Annotated in this window: 11 protein-coding genes; 3 read left to right on the top strand and 8 right to left on the bottom strand. The window is 40.7% G+C overall.

What is annotated here, in order from left to right; translation table 11 throughout:
* Positions 1 to 519: 519 nt before the first annotated feature.
* Complete coding sequence (locus tag DW036_RS21325) at positions 520 to 1,809, bottom strand: WD40-like domain containing protein (protein WP_118466100.1); 1,290 nt, start codon at positions 1,807 to 1,809, stop codon at positions 520 to 522.
* Positions 1,810 to 2,071: 262 nt separating this feature from the next.
* Here DW036_RS21325 and DW036_RS21320 point away from each other — a divergent pair, with 262 nt between their 5' ends.
* Positions 2,072 to 4,093 (top strand): LruC domain-containing protein, encoded by a 2,022-nt coding sequence (locus tag DW036_RS21320; protein WP_118466099.1) that lies wholly within the window; start codon positions 2,072 to 2,074, stop codon positions 4,091 to 4,093.
* Between the two features lie 103 nt (positions 4,094 to 4,196).
* Here the strand turns inward: DW036_RS21320 and DW036_RS21315 are convergent, their stop codons facing one another.
* The 6 genes from DW036_RS21315 to DW036_RS21290 form a co-directional block, all read right to left on the bottom strand.
* Positions 4,197 to 5,129 (bottom strand): metallophosphoesterase, encoded by a 933-nt coding sequence (locus DW036_RS21315; RefSeq protein ID WP_118466098.1) that lies wholly within the window; start codon positions 5,127 to 5,129, stop codon positions 4,197 to 4,199.
* An 81-nt stretch (positions 5,130 to 5,210) separates the two neighbouring features.
* Positions 5,211 to 8,027 (bottom strand): TonB-dependent receptor, encoded by a 2,817-nt coding sequence (locus tag DW036_RS21310; protein ID WP_118466097.1) that lies wholly within the window; start codon positions 8,025 to 8,027, stop codon positions 5,211 to 5,213.
* Positions 8,028 to 8,179: 152 nt separating this feature from the next.
* Positions 8,180 to 8,563, bottom strand: a complete 384-nt coding sequence (locus DW036_RS21305; RefSeq protein ID WP_118466096.1) for an L-rhamnose mutarotase — start codon at positions 8,561 to 8,563, stop codon at positions 8,180 to 8,182.
* Between the two features lie 105 nt (positions 8,564 to 8,668).
* Complete coding sequence (locus tag DW036_RS21300; RefSeq protein ID WP_118466095.1) at positions 8,669 to 10,357, bottom strand: RagB/SusD family nutrient uptake outer membrane protein; 1,689 nt, start codon at positions 10,355 to 10,357, stop codon at positions 8,669 to 8,671.
* A gap of 24 nt (positions 10,358 to 10,381) precedes the next feature.
* Positions 10,382 to 13,459, bottom strand: coding sequence for a TonB-dependent receptor (locus tag DW036_RS21295; protein ID WP_118466094.1), 3,078 nt, complete (start codon positions 13,457 to 13,459; stop codon positions 10,382 to 10,384).
* Between the two features lie 91 nt (positions 13,460 to 13,550).
* Positions 13,551 to 15,191: an alpha-L-fucosidase gene (locus DW036_RS21290; protein ID WP_118466093.1), complete on the bottom strand. Its 1,641-nt coding sequence runs from the start codon at positions 15,189 to 15,191 to the stop codon at positions 13,551 to 13,553.
* Between the two features lie 219 nt (positions 15,192 to 15,410).
* Here DW036_RS21290 and DW036_RS21285 point away from each other — a divergent pair, with 219 nt between their 5' ends.
* Positions 15,411 to 16,268: an AraC family transcriptional regulator gene (locus DW036_RS21285; protein ID WP_118466092.1), complete on the top strand. Its 858-nt coding sequence runs from the start codon at positions 15,411 to 15,413 to the stop codon at positions 16,266 to 16,268.
* Here the strand turns inward: DW036_RS21285 and DW036_RS21280 are convergent.
* Positions 16,265 to 20,335 (bottom strand): two-component regulator propeller domain-containing protein, encoded by a 4,071-nt coding sequence (locus tag DW036_RS21280; RefSeq protein ID WP_118466091.1) that lies wholly within the window; start codon positions 20,333 to 20,335, stop codon positions 16,265 to 16,267. The genes DW036_RS21285 and DW036_RS21280 overlap by 4 nt on opposite strands.
* A gap of 377 nt (positions 20,336 to 20,712) precedes the next feature.
* Between DW036_RS21280 and DW036_RS21275 the strand changes: the two genes are divergently transcribed.
* Positions 20,713 to 23,775 carry a TonB-dependent receptor gene (locus DW036_RS21275; protein ID WP_118466090.1) on the top strand — a complete coding sequence of 1,021 codons (3,063 nt, stop codon included), beginning with the start codon at positions 20,713 to 20,715 and terminating at the stop codon, positions 23,773 to 23,775.
* Positions 23,776 to 23,791 lie beyond the last annotated feature (16 nt).

The following is a 23,791-nucleotide window of genomic DNA, read 5'->3' as shown; positions in this document are numbered from 1 at the left end:
ATAATTTATCGGGCTGAATTTTAAGCCTGAAAGGCTTGCATTATATAGCGTAGGGCATCGCCCTACGTAATATACATCCCCATTTTTGAGCCCTGAAAGGGCGAGATAAAGCGTGTATGCTTGATTGCGCCCTTTCAGGGCTTAAATAGAGATATACATAATCACGTAGGGCGTTGCCCTACGCTATGTAATCTCAGGCTTTCAGCCTTATAAAATCCGCGTTCGTCCGCCTTGTCCGCGTATCAATTTAGCTCATAACCCGACAGTAGATGAAGTAATTTATCATCTTTAATAGCTCTTTTGTCTTAATTTATTAAAGCTGAGAGTGCGTTCTGTAAACGGTTGATTATCAGATGAGTTGTAATGATGGTATCTCAGTCCTATACTTAGGCTATCTAAGTATGGAACTGAGGTACCCTAAGTATAGGACTGAGATACCCTAAATATACGACTGAACTCACAAACGTTTGTTTTTGTAAATATTTACCATCTGCATATAGGAGCATTTACTTTAGTTTTTTATCGTGCCATTACTATTTCCGAATAAGGATAGTTGTCAGGAACCCGTTGCCAATCCTTCTTTACTAAGTCGTAAGCGTAAATCAGTCTGCCGCTCCGGTTGGTGTCAAACAATACATAGATTTTCATCGTCTCTGTATCTTGGGCAAGCATGGTTACTGAACGTGCCGAATTGGGGAATGTGGCGAAAGGCTCTTCCAGCTTCATCTCCGTTGAATCCCAAATACGTAGTTCGGTCTGACCATTATCAGCTCGAACTACGGCGTATCCACCAGTACGTACATACTTGGTGGTTCCGGTATCTTTTCCGTGGATCACTGTCCAGAAAGGAATGAGTGCTGTAGCCTGTATCGATTCATCGGGATATACTTTCTCGCTACCTTGTCTTAAATCCAGTACGATGGGGGTAAAGCTGTTGTTTCCGTTATCGGCTGCGAGTAGCAATTGGCTGGTACTGCCCTGTACGCCGGGATAGCGTGTCAGGGATTCGGGATTTATATTTGCAGGCAGCTTGTATTTGCGGGTTGGAGCCAGATCTGTGTTGCGGGTATAGGGCCAGGATCCGATAGATGCCAACACTACTTCATTGGGGGATATTTGTCTTACGGCTATTATGGAGCTGTTGCCATTGCACAGGGTCAATATATTTTCGAGTCCCATATCTTGCCAGAAACGCATGGAGAGGTCGTAGCTGAATACGCGGCGCACTCCGTCTTTAGTCTGTATTCCGCAGAGGTTCTGACTCTCAGGAACATTTGCTACGCAGGAGAAATCTTTCTGGTCTTCTGTTAGATCCAAGATGCCCTTAGTGTTGCCATCCGTGAGGCTTATGTGTTCGATGCAATTATCATAACTCGTGCTGGAGTGGGAGTTGGCGATGCCATAGAGCTGGAACTCTTTGGGTGCTTCACCACTGGTGACAGCGATCTCACCAAGTGTCATGATGTCTCTGGAGCGGCGCAGACGTACCTTGGTGGTTGAAGCTGGATAGTGGCCGGGCGCCAGGAAGGTGATGCTTGTAGCGGTTTGCTCTATCATAACGGGTGATACTCCGAGGGCATATCCTTGATAGTTCAAGGCAGGTTCATCGGGGAGCGGCCAATAGATTTCGAACATAATGTCATCATCGGGTTGGAAACCTTGTGCTTTGATTGTGACCGGATCACCAGGCTTGAAGCTGGCTTGTGTGGGCATTACGATGTCGGTAACCAGAATCGGTTCTTTGTCTTCATCTTTGGCACATGCGACAAACAATAGGCAAAGTAGCAGAAAGAGAGATAAGTTCTTCATAGCGTTTGTATTTTTAATGCGACAAATGTAGTGCTTTCTACTGATATTCTTTCTTCTTTTGTCTGATATTATACTTTATCCGGCTTAAACTTACAGAAGGGAAATAGGTCCAAATAATGACTTTTTTATGCTACTTTTCCTAAAAATAAATATTATGAATAATAAATGCAACTTTGTCCTTGATTATTTGGATACATTTATTGTATTTTTTATCTTTGCAGGATAAACGAGAACCTACTATTTTTTTACAAACATAAACCAAATGATGAGAGTTAATCAATTACTTGGAATGGGTGCGTGTTTCGCTATGCTCGCACTGGCAGGATGCATGGATAAAGATGTTTATGATCCTGGTAAGGATCCGACCGTATTAAAGCCGGAAAGTGAATACTTCGATTTTACCACAACTACTAATGTGGCGTTCGAGGTCAACTATGGGGAGATTGGCAGTAATGCCTTAATAGAAATCTTTACAGAAGATCCAGTCTCTTATAATGAAACAGGCTCGTTCGTTATTCAGGGTGAACCAGTTTATAAAATATTTGCGGATGCAAAAGGACGTTTCGTTGGCGATGTGGAATTGCCTACGGCTGCTAAAGTTGTGTATGTTTTCTCGCCTACCTGGGGTGTTCCCATGTGTGTGGAAGCGGATGTGGAGAATGGAAAGGTGACGGTGAACGAGACGGACGCTGTTTCGCGGGCGGCAGCTGCTACACGGGCGAAGTCAAAACTGGAGTTAGTTACAGTCAATAATGCACAGAAAGTGTATTCCTTGGTGGAGATTGATGACAGGTATGGGAAAGCTAAGGATATTAATGGCCTGATTGAGAAAGGTAAACTTAGCAATAAGTTTATCAGTAACGTACAGAAGGCTTTGTGGAAAGGTAAAAGTACTAAGCCCGGTAATCTGGATAATAGAAATTATGTGAGAGATACTGAGCGTGTCAATACTACTATTGCAGAGACTTATCAGGATGAACACGGTCAAACCGTAACCGTGACAGATGCCGAACTGTTCTTCACTTTTTTAACTGAATCCGGCTGGAATCAGAACGTAGTGGGATACTATTATTATAAGACCAATGAATGTCCTGATACTCCCAGTGGAGTGACGAAAATCGTTATCTTCCCGAATGCTTCGATTACAGGTAATGTACCTTATTCAAAAAAATACGCAGGACAACAATCAGGTGGTTATTATGATTATGGTAAAAAGAATGCTCCTTTGGAAACGAACCAGAGGGTACAGCTTCTTTTCCAAGATAATGAAGGTCACCTTTCCACCAAGTTTCCTGCAGGGTATACCATCGGTTACTTTATTATTGCCGACGGCTTTAAATGTGGTGAAGATGATCTTGACGATGCCATAAATACAAAAAAGAGTTTTGTTTACTCCAATAAAGAATGGAATAAGAATTATGAAGGTCAGCAAGCCCGCTTTATCTCTCTTACAGCAGAGGGTGGTACTGTGGTTTATGGCGTAGAAGACGGTGGAGACACCAGCTATGAAGATGTCCTCTTCTGCATTGACGCTAATCCGAATGAAGCTATTTTTGATCCTGACCGTCCTGTCATAGATCCGGATGAACCGGAAGTCTCTGAAACCGAGAACACTTATTTGTCTTTTGCCTATGAGGATATCTGGCCTTCGGGAGGTGACTATGACCTGAATGATGTTATCATAGAATACCATCGTTCTATTACCTTCAATAAAGACAATTACGTGAGTGAGGTGAAAGAAACCTACGAACCGGTACAAAGGGATGATGCTGCTACCAACAGGAATGCGTTTGCCGTACAGTATGCTACAGATCAACGTGGCGAAATCGTTTTGCCGTCTGGTGCTGTGGATGAAACACAAACTAATTCTATTATTCTCTTTCCCAATGCTATGGATGTAAGAAATCAGAAGTTCGTGATTACCCGTACATTTGCTGCTGGTGTCATGAAGAAGGATGCCCTAAAAGTTGGAAACTCAGTATTGAATCCTTATATCATTGTGGACTATGAGGGATCTGGAAAAGACAATCGTACTGAAGTGCATTTGCCAAAGGCTAAAGCTACTAACTTGGCAAATTCTGATCAGATAGGTAAAGAGGCGGATGCTTACTATGTAAATAAGGATGGGAAACACCCGTTTGCCATTTCGATACCCGGTACTTTCACTCCTGTCACGGAGACAGTGATGATAGATAAAGAATATCCTGATTTCGAGAAATGGGTAGAATCGAGTGGCAAGGACTACACAGACTGGTATAAGAATTATCAGGAGTCTTCCAATTAATGCTTTTCTTTTAGAGAAGTAAAAAGAAAAGATGCAAGGGTGTCTACTCCCTGCCCATTAACTTTGCAGTTAGAGTAAACACCCTTGCATCTTTGTGAAAAGCTTACTGTGAGTTGCGTGTTACGGCATGCAGTATGTTTCCTTTTTTGTCGATCATTCGTAGCGTCAGCGTTTTCTTGTTCGCAGATATTACAGAGAAACCCGGTTCAGGACTGCAGAATATGGTTCCTTCTGTCGGTTTCACTTTACGGGCAAGGGAACCGGCTGAGTTGACAATGTAATCGATATTGCTTCCCGGTATGCGGATATGCTGAAAGTTATGAATGTGCCCGCAGATATACATATCTACTTTGTGCTTACGGAGTATCGGATCGAGTCGCTTCTGCATATCCAGGCGTTCGCTGTCGTCTTTTGAAGTCTCTGCATAGATGGGGTGGTGTCCGGCTACGATAATCCAGTCTTCTTTGGCATTGGTCAGCACCGAATCAATCCAGGAGAGTTGTTTTTGCAAGTCTTGTTTGCACGCGTCGGGATAAGTGGCGGAGTCATTGCGGTATTTGTCCATCATGGGGGCTGTGTCTATCCAGACGATGCGGATAGTGATTCCTTTGTCCTCAAATGCTTTTGTGTAGTAACGGGCGGGCATGGTCCAGCGGCGACTGATGTTGGTGTAATCTAATACTGCTTGTGTGTTACCACGATACTCGTGATTGCCAAGTACGGGAAACCAGTCAATCATCAGTTCCGGATGGGAGTAGATGAGCTCATAGTTTGTCATCCACAGCGGATCATTTACGCTGCGTACGCCCTCAAAATGATGTATATCTCCGGTGGCGATTACAAATTCGGGACCTATTTCTTCAGCCATAGTTCCCATCAACTCGGCTATGTTTTTTTGGTCGTAGTAGCCATTACGACCGAGGTCATTGGCTACATAGAAATTGAATTTCTTATCAAATATGGAATAATCCGCTATCTGTGCGGTTGCCCAATTGCTGAAAAGGATAACTAAAAGGAGAAATAATACTTTTTTCATTATGGTGTTTTTTTTGATTGTTACTTAAGTGGTTTACCGGTTTTCGTGCCGAAGGGAAACTTTGCTCCGGCGCTATGCCGGTTAGAAATTGATTTTCACGCCTGCATTTACCTTTATGCCGTAATGTTCGCTTTGCATCGTACGGTCTTTGGTGCCTTGGTAGTAACGTAAAGGTTGGTTCAGCAGGTTGTTTGCTTCGGCATAAAAGGTTGTTTTCAGTTTCTTGCCGAAAGTATAGCTGGCATTGGCATCCATATAATTCACAGCATCGTAGTAACGGTCATAGAACTTTTCCGAACCCATTTCGTCGATGAATGCGGATGCATAGTTGTAAGAAAGGCGGATACTCAACCCTGACTTCTCAAAGAAGAGTGAAGCATTGGCTGTGTGCTCCGGAGATCCCGGCAGGCGCAGATCGCTTTCATTCTCGCGTCCTTCAAAGTTGAAGTTATCTACCCGGGAATAAGAATAGGTGTATGTTCCGTAGAAACCAATGCATTTCAATGACGGGGCGATGAAACTGAAATCGCGTTGGTAGGCTACTTCCACACCCAGCAGATCGGCATTGCCGGAGTTGCGCGGCTGACTGAATTTGGTATAAGTAGTTCCATTATAATTATAATTGCGCAAAGTCTGGTCTACAATGAAGTCGTTGATCTTCTTGTAGAAGACACCGGCACTGACGAGGCCGATACTTTTGAAATAGTATTCACCACTCAGGTCGAAGTTGTAGGAAAGTGTCGGCTTTAATCCCGGATTACCGAGAGAAATTTCGTTGTCACTGCGTTTAATTGTGATGTTAGGTGCCAGGGCGGAATACTTGGGACGTGCAATGGTGTTAGTGAATGAAGCACGTACCTTGAAGTCATCGTTTACATCATACTTTACCAGAACGGAGGGAAGTACATTCAGGTAACTGTCAGATTCGTAGGGTGTACGGGTTGTCTTTTCTTCGTCTGCATCAAACTGGCTGCCGGAATATTTCACATGTGTATTTTCCAGACGTAATCCGAGCATCAGATCCCATTTCTTGCCAAGTTTCTGGTCGAAACGGAGATAGCCTGCTGCAACGGTTTCTTTAGCGTTAAAATTGGTGGCGAGTTCCTCTTGCACTTGATCCTTTTCGAACAGACTTGCATTATTCAGGTCAAGTTCTCCCAAATACTCTTTGCTAACGAAGCTACCTACTTTATATTGATCTCCCGGAATGTAACCATCACGGTTCTGGTCAACTGCAGCAGCCAGGCTGGCTTTGTCGAAACCTTTTTCATCCAGTGGGGTATATTCGTAGAAGTCAATCTCCTTGTTCTTAGTCTTATGCACTACTTTGGTACCAAAGCGCAGGTGATTTCCAAATTCTCCTTTTGTTAGTGGTAGGCTGAAGTCGAGTTTGAACTTAAAGTCTTTCTCCTGAATGTCTTCTTGTTGTTCGGTCACTTCTTTTAGACTGAAATCATCATTCAGATACATCGTTGAACCTTCTTGTGGAGTAAGCAGTGGTTTGCGTTCATCGCTCAGGTCCATATTGAACTTCTGTTTCTTCAACTGATAGTCGATGTAACGTTCGTTGGGACGTTCTTCGCTGGCTTTGGCATAGTTGACACTCCATCTTGTATCAAGCTTGCCGAAGAGGTGCTCACCGCCGAGGGTAAAGTCCATGGTGCGTTGGCGTTCCAGGCGAGCGTTGCGATTATCAGGCGTACCACCTTTGGTCTGTACACGCATGGTACCTTTGTTATTGATAGAACAATATTCGTTACCGTTGTCATCCTCTTCCAGATTGATACCTTTCACGGTGAGACGATAACGGTTTTCCCAGTCATTGCGGTTATTGAAGATGCCTTTGAAGGTGAGTTTGTGGTTTTCGTTAATGTCCCAGTCGAGGGCAGCGGAGTAACTTTGACGCTCGCGCGTAACGTAGTATTGACGAACCTGGTAGTCGGTGATGCAGAGTTCTCCGGTTTCTACATCCTTGTCCCATACGAACTCAACATCATCCGAACCGGAAGGCGAGTTCTGGTAAGAAGCGGAAAGCATGACTCCCAGTTTGTCGTTGAAGAAACGGTCGCCGTAAGTAAATCCTAAATTCAACTGTGCTTTATCGCTAATCCAGTTGTAACCCGTTCCGGCAGTGGCACTGATGAAACGTTTATAAGGAGAATTCTTGGTTACTAAATTGATGGAACCGCCGATAGCATCGGCATCCATATCCGGGGTAACGACTTTATTTACTTCAATGGTCTGTATCATATCCGCAGGAATCAGGTCGAGCTGTACATTACGTGTGTCGCCTTCAGCAGAAGGAACCCGGTTGCCGTTGATGGTGACGGAACTCATATCTGCACTTGTTCCACGTACTTGTCCGAAGCGGGCTTCGCCCTGGTCATACTGTACGTTGATGCCTGAAATACGTTTCAATGCATCTCCAATGTTAGAGTCCGGAAACTTTCCTACCTGGTCGGCAGAAACCACATTCTTGATACCGAGACTGTTTTTCTGTGAATTAATAGCGCGGCGTTGTCCTTGGAAGGCTCCACCTACTACTACTTCCTGAAGTTCAACTCCTTCGTTCAGCATAACGTCTTTCTCTAAAGTACGTCCTTCGGGAATCGTTATTTTCAATTCCACAGGTGAGTAGCCTACATAACTTACTTTTACGGTGTAAGTTCCCGGTTCCAGATTTGGGAAAGTGTAGAAGCCGTTGACGTCACTCGTCACACCGGCATGTAGCTTTTCAATATAAACGGAGGCACCCGGAAGGGTTTGCTTTGAAGTGTCGATGATACGACCGCGTACAGTGCCTTGTCTTACTACGTTTGTTTTCTCGTCAGCTTTTATCAGATTACTGACCGCTGTAAATAAGAATAAGAGTATAAATACTCTAAAAAAGTGTTTCATACTTGTTATGATACGTTAATGAATTTGCCGCAAAAGTAAAGACATTGCGTTTCATACTTTTTGCGGCAAATTGAAGAAATGGTAACAAATATGATACATTTCAGTTACGAGAATTTTAGATAGTCATCTCGTATTTATTCTTTTAAAGTATTTTATTCGTATAGATAAAACATTCGTTCCATTAATTTCCATTTTTCAGTCGAAGTACTTTCTGCGACACACTCTTGGAATCTGGATACATAATTTTCCCACTCTGCTTGCCTGGGTAAGTGAGATAATTTATCCATGGCAGTTTTCCAATCAAAATCGAGTGGTGTTTCTACAATCATGAATAGCCTTGGTCCTGCTATATATATTTCCATTTCTAAAATACCTACTGAACGAATACCTTCTCTGATTTCCGGCCAAGCTTCTGTTTGGCTGTGACATTTCTTGTACATTGCAATTAAATCAGGATTGTTTTTTAAATCCATGGTCTGGCAATATCTCTTCACGGGACAATGATATTCTTTTATTTTGTATCCTTTATCTTTCATAATCTTGTTACATTAAGAAAACCCTTATACTAAATTAAGTATCCGGAAAAAATCCGGATACTTAACCATACCTATTAATAACTTAGTTATCTGTAGATTTGAAAACTAATTGTATCCTGTGTTCTGTTTGAGGTTTTTGTTGACATTCAAATCATTCTGTGGTATTGGGAAATAGCGATTGTGAGATGACCATGTACGCTTCTCAAACTGATAATACATATTCTCATCAACAGGAGAAGCAGCTGTTCCGCTCCCTCGATAATTACGGGCATTGGGATCATCTGATAGTTTAACTCCTGTAAATGTATGATTTAATTCTTTTTCTGCAATTTCCCAACGTAATACATCATAATAACGTAAACCTTCAAAAGCTAATTCAACACGTCTTTCTTTGCGGATAGCTTCGCGCACGAGTTCTTGTGTCGGTACATCTGCTTTTTTTATGTCTGTCAGTTTTACGCGATTGCGAATATCATTAATGGTAAGGTCCAGAATATCCTGATCTATGGCACTTGGTTGAGATTCATTCAATGCTTCCAGATAACTTAAAAGTACCTCAGCATAGCGCATAATCGGAGTATAGGTAGGCGTAGAACCTAAATTATTAATAATAGAAGGATCGCATCCTTTCTTAGGACAATATCCGTTGAATAAGGTGAATTTATTATAACTATCCGCTGTATTGGCACCTTTAAAACAGTCATATATGATATCATTATATTTAGTTCCGGAATAGCTTCCTAACGGTGGCAAGAATATAGAAGCGTACAAACGTAAATCACGATTGACATAAGGATCATTTTCGTCATACACTTCCGAAGTTTTGATATCCTTTCCATCTATACAGAAGTATTCTTTTACCAATTCATTGTAAGGTGAAAACTGATGCCATCCTCCATAAGCTACTTCGGGATACAGATATTGATAACGTGAGTTCGTATACATATCTTTCACTCCCATAATGCAAAATATCATTTCAGGACTATACTCACCACCTATTTGAAAGAGTTTATCGTAGCTTTCTTCACCATTCCTACGGTCTAATTCGTATATCTCCGAATCAATCACCTCTTTTAATATCTTAGCTGCATCATCCCATCTCTCCTGAGCAAGGTAAAGACGGCTTAAAAGTGTTTTTGCAGCACCACGGGTAAAGCGGCCATATTCCTCCGATGGATATTCTGTCGGTAATATAACAATGGCATCTTTAAGGTCATTTTCTACTTGAGTATATACATCTGCTTGAGAAGTTTGTGAAATGGAGTTTGCCTCTTCTACTGATAAAGTCGTCAATGGCATAGGAACATCTTTATAATAAAAGGCCAGATTAAATAGGAAATAAGCACGGAGGCATTTTACTTCAGAAGACCAGGCTACCTTTTTGACATCATCCATTGGGCAGTTCCCAATGTTATCCAGAAAAGTGTTATACTTTGCTATCTGAGTATAAGCATTTGCCCAAAACCAATAAAGATTGCTATTAGTAGCTACTGTGTTGGAACTGGCCATCAGAGTGGAAAAGTTTTCTTTTTCAGTACCATTACCTCCGGCGAAATCTAAGTAAAGTAAGCCCTGGGGAGTAGCAAAGTCGTCATGTGACCATCCCGTTTGAAAGCGATAACATCCTGTTAGTGCTAACATTGCGTCACCTTCACCGGTCCAAAAACTTCCATCAGAAATAGCTGAAGGAGGTTCTTTATCTAATAAATCCGTACAACTCATTGCACCGAACGATAGTGCCAAAGTTAATAAGCAGGCTTTTGTAATTCCTGATGTATGATATATCTTTTTCATATTATTCTGTATTGAATGGTTAACTTAGAACTTGAGATTAAATCCAAATGAATAAATGCTATTGATAGGATAATACGATGGAGAATCTCCTGTACCTATTTCATTTTCGGGATCCCACCCTTTATAGAAGCTGTTGAAAGAGCAGAGGTTCTGGCCACTTATATAAATGCGCACATTCTCCAATCCGACTTTCTTTGTCCATACTTTAGGTAGAGTATATCCTATTTGCACATTTTTTAAACGCAGAAAACTGGCATTACGTACCCAATAATCAGATGTTTGGAGGTTTGTATTATTCATGTTTAAAGTTTCCAGGCGAGGATATTCAGCCCATTTATCAGGGTTTGCTTCTGTCCAGCAATTGTCTGCCTGCCATCTCTGTATTTGTCCTCCATTATAGAATGCATAGGCCATGTAAGAACCTATCAGACGCTTATGGCCTCCTAAGCCTTGTAGTAAAGCTGAGAAATCGAACCCTTTATAAGAGGCAGATAGATTTAAGCCATAATAGAATTTCGGAGTTGTGCTTCCTAATACAGTACGGTCATATTGTGCATCTACTTTGCCATCGGGTACACCATCCGGTCCGCTGATATCTTTGTATTTCACATATCCCGGTTTCAAGTTCGATTTGCCGACCAATTGCTCAGGGGCTGCATCTATTTCTGCTTGGTCTACAAATAAACCATCTGTTTCATATCCATAGATAATGCCGATAGGTTGCCCAACAATACGGTTGTTGTTGATTTCTTCTGTAGCACCATTGGCCAGCTTCTCAACGGCATTTTTTACCCAAGTAAAATTGGGAGAAATACTGAAACGGAAACTGTTTCCGATTCGTCCGTTATAAGTTAAATTCACTTCGATACCTTTATTCGATACAGCTCCTACATTGGATTGTCCTACTGAACGTCCCATGATGCTGGATACTTCTACTGGTGCCAGAATATCTGAAGTATATTTATAAAAGTAATCTACCGTACCGCTAAATGCACCGTTGAATAAACTAAAATCCAGTCCAATATCAGTAATAGCTGTTTTCTCCCATGTGATTTCAGGATTATTGTAAACTGACATGTAAGCACCTGATTGCAGTGCCGCAGGATTACCGAAAGGATAATCATGTCCCAGATTATATGTTTGTTGATAGGGGTATACACCAATATTTTGATTTCCCAATACACCATAAGATGCGCGTAGCTTCAGGTTATCAAAAACATTGGATACACCGGAATTCTTCCAGAAATCTTCTTCCGAAACTCTCCAACCTGCGGAAACTGATGGGAAAAGTCCCCAACGGTGTCCGTCTGCAAAGCGTGAAGAACCGTCATAGCGTAAATTTGCTTCCAGCAAATAACGGTCTTTAAATGAATAGTTGATGCGTCCGAAGAAAGATAGTAATGCATATTCTTCTAACGAACTGTTATTGGTGGCTGTTGATTTATCTCCTGATCCCAATTCATAGAGATAATTATTGGGGAATGTATTTCTATAGCCTTCCAAACCTCTGTTAGCGGATTGTTCTACTGATGTACCGGCTAATAGCTTAAAGCTATGATTCTTTATTTGTTTTTCATAAGTAGCTAATGCCTCAAAGGTGGTATATGTGTTGTTAGCTGTCCAAACATTCAAGGTAGCCGGCCCTACTGTTTTAGTTTCGTCAAAATAGGTATCTGCACGATACGCTTTATCATACTTAGTCCAATAATTAACTCCGGCTTTTCCTGTAAATGAAAGTCCTGCTACAGGGGTATCCCATTTTAGCTGTCCGGAAGCACTGATATTCCGATTGATATTCTGCACAAAAGATTCGCTGGCAAGCCATGCTTCCGGACTATAATTGTCCTGATAACCGAAACTTCCGTCTGTTTTTTTTCCTGCATAAATAGGACCTTGACGTACCGTATATCCTATCATACCGTCAATACTTTGAGGTTCACCATTAGGTGCATTATATTTATTGTTGTAGGCGTTGATGTTTAAGTTCAAGGTAAGCCCTTTTGCTATTTCACTTTTCATCGAGAATAGGGCTGTCATACGTTCATTTGAAGTTCTGGCTGTCATACCTTCCTGATTGCGATATCCCACTGACAGATTATAACTTGTAGTGGCATTACCTCCTTGTATGCTTATGTTATGCTGATGTTGGAATCCTGATCCTGATTCCAGTAACCATTTTAGATGGTTGACATTCGGGTAATTGTCCGGGTCTGATCCGTCCCGGAATTTTTGTATCTGTTCGGGGAGATAGGCATCTTGTCTTCCCATATTATGCATGGCCATATTATAATACTCTGCATATTCCCATGATGGAAGAAAATCCGGTAGTTCCGTCGGGCGTTGCCAACCGAATGAGTTACTATAGGAAATCGTAGTCTTCCCTTGCACCCCTTTCTTTGTTTCAATTAAGATAACACCATTAGCTGCACGGTTACCATAGATAGAAGCTGAAGCAGCATCTTTCAGGAAAGAGATGCTTTGAATATCATTAGGATCTACGTCATCAATACTGCCTGATAGCCCATCAATCAGAACTAACGGGTCTGTTCCGGCATTTGAGAAAGTACCTGTACCACGTATTTTTACTGTAGCCCCTGTTCCCGGTCGGCCGGAAGTTTGTAGTACACTTAATCCTGGTGCTAAACCTGCCAATGCTTGAGCTGTACTCATAACAGGTTTATTGGCCAGTTCGTCTGCTGTGATCGAAGACACTGATCCGGTCAGGTTTACTTTCTTCTGGGTGCCATATCCCACAACTACGACTTCTTCCAGCCTTTTTGTATCTTCTTCCATTATGATACGCAATTGCTGGTTACCTGTTAACTTGATCTCTTGAGGAGTATAACCTACGTAACTGATACGAAGGATATCACCAGTCTTAGCTAACAACATGAATTTACCATCTAAATCAGAAATAGTACCATGTGTAGTGCCTTTTACTTGAATGCTGACACCTATTAGCGGTTCACCGGATGAATCTGTTATCAGCCCATTGACATTACTCTGAGTCTGTGCCCAAGTGGCGCCAGACAAACAACAAATCAATAAAATCAGTCTGATTTTCATTGACTGTAAAAGTCCATACGTTAATTGGTTTTTCATAAATTCTTAATTGATTATTGTTTTTTTAAGGTATAGTTGAGGCTTATCGACTTAAAAAAGCCGATAAACCAATCTTTTTATTTAGTGTGAGTTATTTCTTTATTTTGAATACAGGAGCAATCTTATTAATCTGTTTATCAGGCATATTTATAAGTAACCCTTTGTCCGTACGTGTGAATGAAACTTTGCCATAACCTAATAATTCCACTCTGCTAATTTTACCAGGGAACAATTTACTTTCATCAGACAATGACTTGATGAGTATTTGCTTTTCTGTTGGCCAAGCCAAAACCGTAGCGTATAAGTCCTTCTTAGTCTGTGTGAAGCGAATTTCCTGTGCCGTCGCTTTGCTATATGATCCTTCATTGAATCCTTGTGCATTAATTTTAATATCTGCTTCAGCTATCGGTCCTTCACCGAATATTTCCCAAGGACGAGTATCAAAGATGGCTTCTTTGTTAATGTTCATCCAGTCGCCAAACTCATTCAATATTTTCTCCTCCTTTTCATCAAAGGTACCATCAGCTCGTAATGGAACACTGAGCAGCAGATTACCATTTTTACTTACGATGTCAACTAATAGTTTTACAACATCTGCCGCAGATTTATACCAGTTATTCTCATAGATAGATGTATTGTAATGCCATCCTCCAATGCATGAGCAGGATTGCCATGGTTGCTCCATAATCTCATTGGGTGCCCCGCGCTCTACATCCCAGACTATAGCTTTGCGTTGGTTTTCATCCAATATCTTACTCAGCATGACAGCCTCCAGTTTCCCTTTATGAGTGGCCATATTATGATTGTAGAAGTGAGCTGCGATCTTCAATCCTGCATCGCTGATAGGGTAGAATGGAACTACTGTTACATCAAAATAGATGAGATCAGGATTGTAACGATTGATAGCATCTACCGTGCGGTCATAAAAATTAGTACAATATTCTTGAGTTGGTAAAGATGCTCCGTTTCCCCAGGCCCATTGGCTATGTATCATACCGTCTACCCAACTTCCTTTACTCATCGGATGATTTTGCGCATATAAATCCTGCGGATCGTATCCTTCCCACCACTTGCCTTTACCATCAGCTTTTGTCAGTGTGCCATCGTAAGGAACACCGGCTTTGGGGCCGTTTCTATCATAACGTTGAGAGGGCTCGTACCAAGTCCAGGCATGGTCGGCATGGAAACTGATACCGAATGGAAGTTCATACTTGCGTGCAGCTTGTTCCCATTCTGCCAGAATATCGCGTTTAGGTCCCATATTCTTTGAGTTCCAAGCCTGATATTTGCTGTCCCAAAGGTCGAAATTATCGTGATGGTTGCCTAAAGCGAAAAAATATTGTGCACCTATCTTTTTATAGAATTCAACCAATTTATCCGGGTTCCATTTTTCAGCTTTAAATAAAGGAATAATGTCTTTGAAACCCACTTCAGAGGGATGGCCATAGTGTTCTACATGATACTTATACTCCGCTGATCCTTCCAGATACATGGAACGTGCCATCCAGTCGCCCGAACCTTCCACACACTGTGGTCCCCAATGTGCCCAGATTCCGAATTTGGCATTTCTAAACCATTCGGGAACTTGATAAGTCTCCAGTGAACTCCATGTAGGTTGGAATCTACCATTCATCATGGGTTCATTTTTTTCCGATACCGGAACCTGATAGTTTTGAGCAGATAATGTTCCTATCGAAAGAGCTAAAGATGCTAATAAAATTTTGGTTCTCATAGGTATTAATTTTGTTTCTATTGTACATTGCAAAGATATGGATTAATTAGTAGCTTTGATAGGATTAAAAAGTGCTTGTATTGGAATATATCGATGATTTTGTTAGAAAATACCTTTTATGGTAGGATAATAACGATTTTTATATAGAGAATATCGATAACCGTTTTGAAGACTTAATAAAATCGCTTACCTTTATCAAGTTACTAAATACTATATACTATGGCTTCATTGGTTGATAAATTGCACCCTTTGGTGCTGAATGTCGGTTTGGCTGTACACAATGCAGATTGGAACTGGAAAAACGTAAATAGTCCGTTCACGCGCCTGTACTATATAACAGAAGGTACTGCCCAGATACAACTATCGGGAGGTATACAAATTCTGAAACCAAATTATTTGTATTTCATCCCGGCTTTTACTATACATAGCTATATATGCAATTCTTATTTCTGCCATTATTACCTGCATATTTATGAAGAGCATCAATCAGATACGAATTTATTGGATGAGTGGGAATTTCCGGTAGAGATACCTGCCGGTGATTTGGACCTTGCGTTGTTTCAACGTTTGTGTGCGATAAATCCTCATATGAGTTTGCCTAAATCGGACCCCTCGACTTATGATAATAACTCAACGTTGATGGAGAATCTTCTGAAGAACAAGCAGCGTGCATTATGTGATAAGGTTGAATCACGTGGTATTGTATATCAGTTACTGGCACATTTCTTAAAGCGTGCGCAAGTTAAAGTGGAGACAAAGGACGATCGAATAGAGAAAGCTATTCTTTATATACGCAAACATATCTATGAGGCTATAGACCTGACAACTCTGTCTGAGAATTCATGTTTGTCAAAAGATCATTTTATCCGTTTATTCAAAAAAGAAACTGGTGTGACCCCTTCAAAATATATCAATCAGAAGAAAATAGAAAAGGCACAACTCATTCTGGTAACAGATGAGATGTCTGTGAAGAACGTGGCTTTTTCTCTTTCTTTTGATGACTATTCCTACTTTAACCGTTTATTCAAAAAGGTAACAGGACTTACCCCGCAGGAATATCGGAACTCCTACCATTAATTCAGTTCCGATTCACCATACTTCAACATATACTCTTTAGGGGACATACCAAACTGTTCCTTAAAGGAGTTGGAGAAATGCGACAAATTGTTGAATCCAACGGAATAGGCTATATCCGATATATTCATCTTTTTGTTCTTTAGGAGCTTGGCTGCCTGCTGGATGCGGATACTTCGGATGAAATCTCTGGTACTGAGATTAGTCAGCTCTTTTAATTTCCGGTAGAGATGTACCCGGCTCAGCCCAACGTTTTTAGCTAACATTTCTACATCCAGTGTAGGTTCTGCCAGATTATCATTAATGATCTTCATAATTTTCTCCATCAGAATTTCATCCGTAGATTTTATATTCAGAACTTCCAGTTTTTCTTCCTGCTGCTGCATACCGCTGAATTTATTCCTGAGCAATTTTCGATTGGTGATAAGATTGCTGATAGTCTTTCTAAGGATTTCAACATTGAACGGTTTTACCATATACGCATCGGCACCGATATCCATACCTTCCGCATAATCTTCCAGTTTACCTTTTGCTGTAAGCAGGATGACCGGCACATGATTGATATTTATATTTTGTTTTATTTTTTTGCATAAAGTAATACCGTCCATTTCCGGCATCATAATGTCACTAATAACCAGATCGGGTTTGGTAGAAAGAATTGTATTGAATGCCTCTTTGCCGTTATTACAGGTTGTTATCTTGTAGAGATCCTGTAATTGTTCAACCAGATAATTCTGAATTTCCTTTTCGTCTTCTACGATCAGTAGATTGAATTTGGTTTTAGGCTTGCTTGTTGCTTTTTCCATGTCTGCTATTTCTGTCTCAAATTCCAATCTTTCTTTAGTAGATAACATATGAGTTTTTTCTTCTATATGGGGTAAACTCTCCAGTTCACTTGCTTCCAGATGTGAATTCCCTAACGGCATGCGCACGGTGAAGCGGCTTCCTTTACCATCTGTGCGATTCTCTGCAGTAATAGTACCATGATGAAGAGATACCAGGGAGTGTGTCAGGTGAAGACCTATTCCCGTACCGAGGTTGTTATATGCCGAACCATTATTAATCTGATAGAAACGGTCGAAGATACGCTCTATCTTGTCCTCTTTCAAACCGATGCCTGTATCTTCTATTATGATCTCGAAATACTCTTTGAGTGGCCCATTAACATTACTGTTGCCTTGTTTCAGCGTAATATTGATTTCTCCATTATTAGGGGTATATTTGAATGCATTTGATAACAGATTCATCAATATCTTGTCGAAGTTATTCATATCTATCCAGACTTTTAATGAAGGGGCTTCATGGATGAATGTCAGATGAATGTTCTTTTGTTTGGCGATGTACTCGAATGTCAGGATTAAGTCTTCGATGAAACCTACGATATCTGTTTCTCTGAATTTCATGAACATCTGTCCCTTATCTATTTTCCGCATGTCCATTAACTGGTTTACCAGACGCAGAATGCGTTGGGAATTACGGTAAATCATCAGGTAGGTTTTGTTAAGTTCAGGGTTAAGGTTCTCTGATAGCAATTTTTCAATCGGATTGATGATTAAAGTCATCGGTGTACGTATCTCATGTGAGATATTTATAAAGAATTGTAATTTAGCTTCACTAATCTCTTCCTGATGCTTACGCTCTGTCATCTCCTGTCGTTGGCGGATACGGTCGAGGATGTATTTTATAATACCCAATACAATTATTATAAATAGTATGGAATAAATAAGATAGGCCCAGCCGGACAAATACCAGGGTGGAGTAATAACGATATTTATGGTACGTATTTCCGATGTATTACCATGTTCTATGGCGCATACCTGGAAAGTGTATTTGCCATGTGGAAGTTTATTGTAAGTAACTTGGTTATTTCCTGTTTCCGTTGTTTGCCATTCTTCTCCTAACTCCTTAATTCTATATTGGTATTTTATCTGCTGAGGGTTATCATATCTTAATGTGGAGAAAACAATGCAGAATGTGTTGTCCTGATGGCTGAGGCGGAAGATGTTAGCATCGATTACGGCGGTTGAAATAATAGGTTTATTACCCGATAAGGTATTCTTGTTAATAGGTTGATTAAAGATAAGGAAGTCCGTGATATAAACATCATTCTTTCTCGGCTGTTCTATAATCTGCTCTGGCATGAAATAAGTGATTCCATCGCTGCCTCCAAAGTATATCTTACCGTTCTTCTCCTGAAAGAAGGCTCCATGAGTAAATTCATTCCCTTGTAGTCCGTCACCTGCATAGTAATTGATAAAACATTCTCTTTTTCTTTCAAACTTACTTATGCCATTGTAAGTGCTAACCCATATATTTTGCTGGCTATCTTCACAAATTGCACAAATAATGTTATTGGGAAGCCCGTCTTCTATGGTATATCTTTGTACCTCTTGTGTCTTATTGTTTATGCAATACAGCCCACTGGATGTACCTGCCCAGATATTTCCTTCTTTATCTTCGAGGAGGCTATAGCCTACACTACGTGGTATAACCTGGTTAGTCCTACTGAAACAGTCTTGCTTGGGGTCATAACATGATATTCCCTGATAACCGCCTATCCATATTAATCCTTTACGATCTGCAAGAAGGATGTTTACCCAGTTATTACTCAGTTCATTTGGTTGTTGCCCTACTCCTTCTTGGCGCGGGACATTGTGTTGCCGGAGTTCTTTTGTATCCAAATTGTAAGTATATAAGCCGCTCCCCAATGTAGCAATATACAGATTGCGTTGTCCGTCTTCAATAACATTCATAATCTTTTCGTGCAGAAGCTGGGGAATGTAATTACATTCACCTGTCTTTTTATTGAGCATAGCCAAACCTTTGGCGTATGCTCCTAACCAGATATTACCATCCGAATCCTGGAAAATACTTGTAATTGTATTCGATATGGAACTAGATGTATCTCCGGAATAATGTCTGACCTGTTTATAATTGGTATCTAACTCAAAGATACCTTCATTGTCTGCTCCTATCCACAAGTGGTTATCTTTGTCTTTGAAGATGGACATGATGCATCCTGTACCTATCGGATTATTGTGGAGTAGCTTGTGCCCAATGTATTCAAACCGTTCCCTGTGTGCAGGTAGGAAAACAATACCTTTTTGGAATATTCCCAACCATAGGTTTTTATCTTTGTCTTGCAATATGCTATGTACCTTTGCCGTGCCCAAGTTGAATGGTGCGGCATTGACTGGATAATCTTCAATTTGGTAGGTTGCAGGGTTGTAGGCTTTTATACCTTTTCCATCCGTACCTATCAATAGTTTCCCTTCTGTAAAGGCCAGATGTTTGATAGGCAGATCTTGCTTATTCTCATATGGAATTGGTTGAAATACCTTCTTTTCCCAGTTGTATAAGCATAGTCCTTTGGTTAGTGTTCCGATAAAGAGATTTCCGTTTTGATCTTCTTTGATGGCCGATATGTTGTTTTCTGGGATATCGGGATATTTGAAGTGTTGTATCTCTTCTGATTTTGGGTTAAAGCAAAGGAGTCCTTGTGTCTCTGATATAAACCAGAGATTCCTACGTGTATCTTCGTAGATAGAACTAAAACTCTTTAAACGGAGTTTCCGGTTGATTTCATCAATAGGTTCTATTACTTTTTGTGTGAGGTTTATACGAAAAATAGTATCTCCAGTGGTGATTCCCCAGACTTCACCGTTATGTAATTCCATGATATTTGTTACATGACGTCCTTCTTTTCCTTCTATTTTTATCAGTTCAAAATTGTCTGTTTCTGGGTGGTATAGCATCAATCCCCCCAGACACCTTATCCATAGATTTCGGTAACTGTCTTCGAAAACACCTCTTACATGATTATTAATCAGGGAAGTTGAATCATTGTCTATGTGTTTATAATGAATAAAGTGAGTACCATCGAACTTGTTCAGTCCGAATTCGGTAGATATCCAGATAAAACCTCTATGGTCTTGATATAGCTGGTTGATGAGGCTACTACTGAGTTGACCGTTGGTAGAGTAATAGATTCCCGTTTGTGCTGTCGCTTTTAGCGGAACTACCGGTAACAATAGTATAATGATGATGTACTTGATTATTTTACTGTTCATAGTGTTAGATGAATGAGATATGCAATACAAACTTAGTATAAAAATTGCTGATTTACAAGTGCCTCCAAATAGTCTGATTTTTGTAAAAGTATTGTTTCTCTGCTTGTTTTCTGATGAGAATGTAACCCATATATAAGGTTTTGTAACGTAGCGAAAAGTTATGTACTCTTCATATTATATTTGTGTAACCTCATGACAGCGGTTTCATTTCTTTATAATCTACATTTGCCATATCTGAAAAAGGAATACATGTAATACCTTAAATAATAGGATTGTTTAACTTTTAATTTCGATAATATGAAGACATGAAAAAGCAATTTTGCGACACCCCTCGACTTAAATCAACAATTTGTATCACTAATTTAATTAATGGTTTTATGAAAAGCACCAATCATTATTTTAAGCCTTTAGGGCTATTATTATTGTTATGCCTGATACCACTATGTGCATTCTCACAGAATGTTACAGTGAAAGGTATTGTAAAAGACGCACTCGGTGAACCAGTTATCGGTGCCAGTGTTGTAGAAAAAGGAACTACCAATGGTATTATTACCGGTTTGGATGGAGATTTTACGTTACAGGTAAAGAAGGATGCTGTGCTTGTTATTTCCTTTATAGGATATGTGACACAGGAAGTAAAGGCAGGAACTGCCCCATTGAACATTACCTTGCAGGAAGATTCAAAAACTTTGGAAGAAGTAGTTGTTATCGGTTACGGTACGGCAAAGCGTTCTGATGTTACCGGTTCTATTTCTTCTATGCGTGGCGATGACCTTCGGGCAGTACAGACGGGTAACATTTCATCCGCTTTGCAAGGACGTGTTGCTGGTGTAGATATGTCGCAAACCTCTTCAAGGCCGGGTGCTTCCATGCAGATACGTGTGCGTGGTACGCGTTCGCTCAATGCCAGTAACGACCCGTTGGTAGTATTGGATGGCATTCCATTTGCCGGTTCGTTATCTGATATTAATCCGAATGATATCAAGAGCCTCGATATTCTGAAAGATGCTTCGTCTACAGCCATTTATGGTTCGCGCGGTGCTAATGGTGTAATTATGGTAACCACTCATAAAGGTTATACCGAACAGAAAGCGCAAATAAGTTATAATGGATATTTTGGTATTAAAGATGCTCAGGAATATCCGATGATGAATGGAAAGGAATTTGCAGCTCTTCGTAAAGCTGCCGGTAAATATACTAACGGTATCGATGAATCGGATGATATGGATACTAACTGGCAGGATTTATTCTATCAGACAGGTATTGTTTCCAGTCACGATGTAAGCGTTTCGGGTGGTGGTAAGGCAAACAACTACAGTTTCGGCTTGGGCTACTATCATGAAGAAGGTGTGGTACCTACACAACAGTATAACCGTCTTTCTTTGCGTGGTTCTCTCGACCAGGAAGTAGGCAAATATATCAAAGTGGGCTTTGTTACCAACAATACCTATAATGTTACCGAGGGTGGAAATATAGGATTGTACGGAACACTGAGTTTATCTCCTCTTGTGAATCCGAAAAATGAAGATGGTACTTGGAAAAGAACCGTCAAGATGGCTACCGACGAACAGTATATTTACCCCAAAGAAGTTCTTGAAGGGATAGAAGACCTTTGGGTTCAGGAAGATAAGGCATTCGGTTCTTATAATAATGTATATGGCGAGGTGAAAATTCCCGGTATAGAAGGTTTAAAGTACCGTGCCAATCTTGGTTTGAACTTTCGTATGAGTAACGGTGGTTCTTTTAAAGGGCAAGGAATCAATGAAGTGAATCCTAATACAACATCTTCTGCTTCCATCAGTAATTCGTTGACTACTAACTGGACGATTGAAAACCTGGTGACTTATGACCGCACCTTTGCCAAAAAACATCGGGTGAATGCAGTAGCCATGTATTCTGCCGAGCAAACTACCTATAATAAATCGGCTGTTTCAGCAAGAGACATTCCTGCCGGTTATTTCCAATACTATAATTTGGGACATGCTAACGGTGAAATTACAGTGAATCCGAGTAATCAGGCTTATCAGCAAACGGGTCTGATGTCATGGATGGGACGTGCTATGTATTCGTATGATGATAAGTATATGGCAAGTGTCACATTCCGTGCTGATGCTTCCTCTCGTTTGGCTCCAGGGCACAAATGGCATACGTATCCAGCCATATCTCTTGGATGGAACATTGCTAAAGAAGCTTTTTGGAAAGATTTACTTCCCATAGTAGACCAGCTGAAATTACGTGTAGGATATGGAGAAACCTCCAATCAGTCTGTTGATCCGTACAAAACTCTTGGTCTTCTTTCTACTCGTCCGTATAATTTCGGTCCTGATACTTATGCAACCGGTTATTATGTATCGGAACTTCCTAACACTAACTTGGGGTGGGAATATTCCACTACTTACAACTACGGTCTGGACTTCTCATTCTTGAATCATCGCATTTATGGTACGTTCGAGTACTATGTACAAGATACTAAAGATGTATTACTTAGTGTAAGCTTACCTTCTACTGCCGGTGTAGGCAGCTATATGGCAAACATCGGGTCTACGCAAAATAAGGGTTTCGAACTCTCGCTTAACGGTGTAATCCTGGAAAATGTGAATGGCTGGAGTTGGGATGTGGGTGTCAATATCTATGCTAACCGCAATAAGCTGAAATCACTTGCTTCGGGTGCTGACCGAGATGAGACTAATTGGTGGTTTAAGGGACATCCCATTGATGTAATTTACGATTATGAGAAAATCGGACTTTGGCAGGAAAATGAAAAAGAACTGATGGATATTTTGGAACCGGGTGGCAATGCAGGTATGATTAAGGTAAAATATACCGGTGAATACGATGCCAACGGTAAACCTACTCGTAGTATCGGTCCCGATGACAGACAGATCATTTCATTGGAACCAAAATTCCAGGGTGGCTTCAATACTCGCGTGGCATACAAAGACTTTGATCTGAGCATAGTAGGTGCATTCAAGAGTGGCGGTACCCTTATCAGTACACTTTATTCATCATCAGGTTATTTAAACATGATGACAGGACGACGTGGCAATGTGAAGGTCGATTACTGGACACCGGAAAATACGGGGGCCAAATATCCGAAACCGGGTGGAATAGAACAGAGTGATAATCCGAAGTATGGCAGTACACTGGGCTATTTCGATGCTTCTTATCTGAAGATACGTACCATTACATTGGGATACAATGTTCCTAAGGATTGGCTAAATCGTTTTGGTATAAACAGTCTCCGGGTTTATGCTACAGTACAAAATCCGTTTGTCTTCTTCTCGCCCTATTATGATGAAAGCGGCTGCGACCCCGAACCCAACTCTTATGGTAATGAAAATCAGGCAGTAACTGGAAATCTTAAATCACGCTTACTGATTATAGGTACCAATTCGCCTTCAACGCGTAATTATCTGGTAGGCCTTAATTTAACATTCTAAACCCTCTAAAAAGATA

Source organism: Bacteroides sp. AF39-11AC, assembly GCF_003474285.1.
In the GTDB taxonomy this organism is placed as follows: Bacteria; Bacteroidota; Bacteroidia; order Bacteroidales; family Bacteroidaceae; genus Bacteroides.
The sequence above is the reverse complement of the archived record's forward strand: the minus strand, read 5'-3'. Positions and strand labels throughout refer to the sequence as shown.